Source organism: Pseudomonas lactucae, assembly GCF_016937615.1.
GTDB classification, from domain to species: Bacteria; Pseudomonadota; Gammaproteobacteria; order Pseudomonadales; family Pseudomonadaceae; genus Aquipseudomonas; species Aquipseudomonas lactucae.
Window position 1 is genome coordinate 1 of the sequence record NZ_JAFHKI010000157.1, and the last position, 5,004, is coordinate 5,004.

Here is a 5,004-nt window from a genome sequence, read left to right on the forward strand (position 1 = left end):
GGGCTTGCCCCCGATAGCAGAGTGTCAGCCACTACATTTATGACTGATACACCGCTATCGGGAGCAAGCCTCCACATGCGAAGCCTTACTGTTTAGCCGACGCAGGTGTATCGTATCCGCCCTTTGCAGGCCACTGGCCCGCCGCCGATACGTGAGGTTGTTGTGTCCCGATCCTTTTCCCGTCGACAAATCCTGGGTGGTCTTGCAGGCCTGGCCGTAGTGGGCGTCGGTACCGGTGGTGCCTATCGCTACTGGTTGGGGAAAGTCGCCGAGGCCGAGGCGGGGCACGACTACGAGCTGATCGCCGCACCGCTGGACATGGAGCTGGTGCCGGGCCACACGACCCAAGCCTGGGCATTCGGCCCCTCGGCACCGGGCACCGAGTTACGGGTACGCCAGGGTGAGTGGTTGCGGGTGCGCTTCATCAACCATCTGCCGGTCGCCACCACCATTCACTGGCACGGCATCCGCCTGCCGCTGGAAATGGACGGTGTGCCCTACGTCTCGCAATTGCCGGTACTGCCCGGTGAGTACTTCGACTACAAATTCCGCGTGCCCGACGCCGGGAGCTACTGGTACCACCCCCATGTGAGCAGCAGCGAAGAACTCGGCCGTGGCCTGGTCGGCCCTTTGATCGTGGAAGAGCGCGAGCCCACCGGTTTCAAATACGAACGCACCTTGAGCCTGAAGAACTGGCACATCGACGAAGAGGGCGCCTTTGTCGAGTTCAGCATCCCGCGTGAAGCGGCGCGTGGCGGTACCGCCGGGCGCCTCTCGACCATTAACGGCGTGCCCCAGGCGGTCATCGACCTGCCTGCCGGGCAGATCACCCGCGTGCGCCTGCTCAACCTCGATAACACCCTGACCTACCGCATCAACATTCCCGACGTCGAAGCGCAGATCTACGCGCTGGACGGCAACCCCATCGAGCCGCGCCCGCTGGGCAAGGAATACTGGTTGGGCCCGGGCATGCGCATTTGCCTGGCGATCAAGGCGCGCCGGCGGGTGAAGAACTGTCGATCCGCAACGGCCCGGTACGCCTCGGCACCTTCCGCTCGGTGGTCAACAACGATGCGCCGACCGCGTGGCCGCCGGCACTGCCGGCCAACCCGGTGGCCGAGCCGGACCTGGCCAACGCCGAGAAACTCAACTTCAATTTCGAATGGGTCGGCTCGGTGTCGGTCAATGTCGACAACGGCAAGCCACCCAGCCTGTGGCAGATCAACGGTCAGGCTTGGGACATTACCGACAAGACCTGCGCCGACCGTCCGATTGCCAAGCTTGAGCTGGGCAAGAGCTACATTTTCGAATTCAAGAACATGACCCAGTACCAGCACCCGGTCCACTTGCATGGCATGAGCTTCAAGGTCATCGCCTCGAACCGCCACAAGGTGATCCCGTACTTCACCGACACCTACCTGCTGGGCAAGAACGAGCGCGCCCGCGTAGCGTTGGTGGCGGATAACCCAGGGGTATGGATGTTCCACTGCCACGTGATCGACCACATGGAAACCGGCCTGATGGCCGCCATCGAGGTGGCGTGATGCGCCAGATTCGCCCCACCGCGATCATCGACCGCAGCCGCGATCAGCATTTCATGCGCGAAGCCCTGGCCCTCGCCGCCCAAGGCGCCGCACTGGGTGAAGTGCCGGTGGGCGCGGTGCTGGTGCAGGACGGTGAAATCATCGGGCGCGGCTTCAACTGCCCCATCAGCGGCAACGACCCCAGCGCCCATGCCGAAATGGTTGCCATCCGCGCCGCCGCGCAAGCGATCAGCAATTATCGTCTGGTGGGCAGCACGCTGTATGTGACGCTGGAACCGTGCAGCATGTGCGCCGGCCTGATCGTGCATTCGCGGATTGCGCGGGTGGTGTATGGCGCGCTGGAACCCAAGGCGGGGATTGTGCAAAGCCAGGGGCAGTTTTTTACCCAGGGGTTTCTGAACCATCGGGTGTTGTTTGAAGGCGGGGTGCTGGCCGAAGAGTGCGGAGCGGTGTTGAGCGAATTCTTCAAAGCCCGCCGAGCCAAAACATCACTCTAAAGAACACTGAAGTTCAAATGTGGGAGGGGGCAACCCCCTCCCACATTTAGATCTCTGTTGTTTCAGGGCGGTCGGGGTTACTTCCTGGCGATGATGACGGCCCGCATCGGCGCCGGCAGCCCTTCAATCGTCTTGCTGTGATCTTCCGGATCGAGAAAATCGCTGAGCGACTGATACTTCATCCACGCCGTCCCTCGCTGCTCCTCTACCGTGGTCACGCTCACATCCACGCAGCGCACATCAATGAACCCGGCACGCCGCAGCCAGAGCATCAGCGCCGGCACCGATGGCAGGAACCACACATTACGCATCTGTGCGTAGCGGTCCTCCGGCACCAGCACCTGTTGCTGATCGCCTTCGACCACCAAGGTTTCCAGCACCAGCTCGCCGCCCTTGACCAGAGTGTCTTTCAGCGCAAGCAAATGCTCGATCGGCGAGCGGCGGTGATAAAACACGCCCATGGAGAATACCGTGTCAAAGCCTTCCAGGTTTGCCGGCAAATCTTCGAACGGGAATGGCAAGTGCCACGCCTTGGGCTCAGACAGATAACGCTGCACCGCCTGGAACTGGCAGAAGAACAGCCAGTTGGGGTCGACGCCGATCACGCTGTCGGCGCCGGCGCCGAGCATGCGCCACATGTAGTAACCGTTGCCGCAGCCCACATCGAGGATGCGCTTGCCCGTAAGGTTCAGGTGCGGCGCTACGCGGGACCACTTCCAGTCCGAGCGCCATTCGGTGTCCACATGCACGCCGAACAGGTGGAACGGTCCCTTGCGCCATGGGCTGAGCCCCATCAGCGCGGTGTGCATTTGTGCGCGGGTGGCGTCATCGCACTCGGTATCGAGGGTCAGGCCATTGAGCAAGTCGACGTCGCTGGGCTGAATCTTCGGCAGCGTGTCCAGCGCGCTTTGCCAGCGCTCCAGGTCGCCGTGACCCTTCTCCATTTTGCTGTCGAGCTGCGCTTGCAGGCCTTGGGCCCAAACGGCCAGGGGAGTGCCGACCAAATGACGGGCGAGGGGGGACAAATCAATCATGGCAGGGCAATCAACGAGGCAAAGTTAAGACACTGGAACCACGGCACAACTTTCGAGAACCCGGCCGCCAGCAGGCGTTCGCGATGTTCTTCGAGGCTGTCGGGCTTCATGACGTTTTCGATGGCGCTGCGCTTCTGGGCGATTTCCAGTTCGCTGTAGCCGTTGGCGCGTTTGAACGCGATATGCAGGTCGGTGAGCAGGGCATGTTCTTCTGCATCGTTGAAGCGCAGCTTTTCCGAGAGGATCAGCGCGCCGCCGGGCAACAGCGCTTGGCGAATGCGCCCAAGCAACGCAAGGCGTTCTTCGGGGGCAATGAATTGCAGGGTGAAATTCAGCGCCACCACCGAGGCCGGTTGGAACTGCAACGCGAGGATGTCGCCGTTGATCACCTCGACCGGCAGCAGCTCCTGGAACATCGAGTCCTGGCCATTCAGGTATTCGCGGCAGCGCTCGACCATGGCCGCCGAGTTATCCACAGCGATCACTCGGCAACCGTCAGTGCGTACATGACGGCGCAGGGCCTGGGTCACTGCACCCAGGGACGAACCCAGGTCATAGAGCATGCTGTTCGGTTGGGCAAACTGTGCCGCAAGCACACCGAGGTTTTCGACGATGGTCGGGTAACCTGGCACCGAGCGCTTGATCATGTCCGGGAACACCCGCACCACGTCCTCGTTAAAGGCGAAGTCCGGCACCTGGGGCAGGGGCTGGGCGAATAGGCGATCGGGTTCTTTGCTCACGGTTGTTCCGGCGACGAGGGGGGAAAGGCCGGCATTTTAGCCAAGTTGGCCCTCGTGTGCGCGGGTTGTCTGATGGAAAGCCGAAGCGGTGATACCCCACTGCCCGAGCCAGTAGGTGGCGATCAACGCATACGGCGCTGCCTCGAACGCCACGACAAAACGGTTAATACCGATCAACGTGTCGGAAAACACGAACGACACCGCGCCCGCTGCCGCCAACAGCGCCGAGCGTTTCGGCACGTCGCTGCCCAGGCGTGCCAGCGCGCGCCAGAGCATGGCGCTGATCACCAGCGCGTAAACCATCACGGGGATCAGCAAGTTGCCGAGGCCGTGGGAAATCAGGATGCTCAGCAGGATCGCACCCACGCCCAGTGCCAGTGCCAACGGCCACAGGGCCAAGCGTCGGCAATCGCTTAAATAGGCTTTGAGGTAGGCCAGGTGCGCAAACAGAAACGCACCAAGGCCGAAGATAAACAGGTCGCCCGGCCAGGCGAGCAACACATCGCCGACCAGAGAAAAAATCAGCCCCAGGCTGATCCAGCGTCGATAGTCGGTGGGCGGCGCGTCATGCAGCCAGCCGAGCAGCGCCAGCACCGGCAGCGGCTTGACCAGCAGGCACAACAAGGCCGCATGCGTGGCCAGGCCGTAGACAAAGGTGGCGGAGCCCATCAACGCCAGAATCAGCCACGGCATTTCAGTTCACCGTGATGGCGCAGTCGAAGACTTCGGCCGGTTCGGCTTCCGGTTCCCACGGTTGCTGGGAGGTCAGGCGCAAACGGCCCTGGCCGGCGGCGAACGCCTGGAAGCGCCAGGTCGACTGGCCGCCACCGCCGATCACACCGGACTCCGTGCTGCTGTAGACCTCGGGGCTCAGCGCGCGCAGCACGCCGCCAGCGGAGTCCTGGATGGCCCAGCGGTAGCCGGTGGTGGGGTTGCTGGGCAGGGTCAGAATCAGGTTTTGCCCGGATTTAAGCTGGAGCGGGCAGGCGCTCTGGTTGTCCACGGTGACGTTTTGCTTCGGCGCGCTGGCGCACGCGGCCAGCAGGGCAAGGCTCAAGGGGAGAAGCAGGCGGGCAGCGGTCATGGGGGCTCCGTTTATGCATGACGAAGGGCGAGCATAACCGAAGATGGGGCTGGGTGTGACAGGCGGGGGGGGGTGGCAGGGTGGGCCGCATCGGGGGCAAGCCCC

General features: G+C 62.8%; 5 protein-coding genes and 1 pseudogene. 2 read left to right on the top strand and 4 right to left on the bottom strand.

Annotated elements, in window-relative coordinates:
* Positions 1-162: 162 nt before the first annotated feature.
* A pseudogene (locus JWR98_RS24850) lies at positions 163-1,544 on the top strand (multicopper oxidase family protein).
* Entirely contained in the window at positions 1,544-2,041 is a 498-nt protein-coding gene (gene tadA, locus JWR98_RS24855) for a tRNA adenosine(34) deaminase TadA (protein WP_078731720.1), read from the top strand. Before JWR98_RS24850 ends, tadA begins: the two are co-directional and overlap by 1 nt.
* A 77-nt stretch (positions 2,042-2,118) precedes the next feature.
* Here tadA and cmoB read toward each other — a convergent pair whose 3' ends face one another.
* Genes cmoB through JWR98_RS24875 form a run of 4 tightly spaced genes read right to left on the bottom strand, consistent with a single transcriptional unit; the run spans position 2,119 to position 4,899 of the window.
* Positions 2,119-3,075, bottom strand: coding sequence for a tRNA 5-methoxyuridine(34)/uridine 5-oxyacetic acid(34) synthase CmoB (gene cmoB, locus JWR98_RS24860; protein WP_078731721.1), 957 nt, complete (start codon positions 3,073-3,075; stop codon positions 2,119-2,121).
* Positions 3,072-3,815, bottom strand: a complete 744-nt coding sequence (gene cmoA, locus JWR98_RS24865) for a carboxy-S-adenosyl-L-methionine synthase CmoA (protein WP_205491470.1) — start codon at positions 3,813-3,815, stop codon at positions 3,072-3,074. The genes cmoB and cmoA overlap by 4 nt, the downstream gene beginning before the upstream one ends.
* Positions 3,816-3,851: 36 nt before the next feature.
* Complete coding sequence (locus JWR98_RS24870) at positions 3,852-4,508, bottom strand: lysoplasmalogenase (protein WP_078731723.1); 657 nt, start codon at positions 4,506-4,508, stop codon at positions 3,852-3,854.
* Between the two features lies 1 nt (position 4,509).
* Entirely contained in the window at positions 4,510-4,899 is a 390-nt protein-coding gene (locus JWR98_RS24875; protein ID WP_003172022.1) for a protease inhibitor I42 family protein, read from the bottom strand.
* Positions 4,900-5,004: the final 105 nt, after the last annotated feature.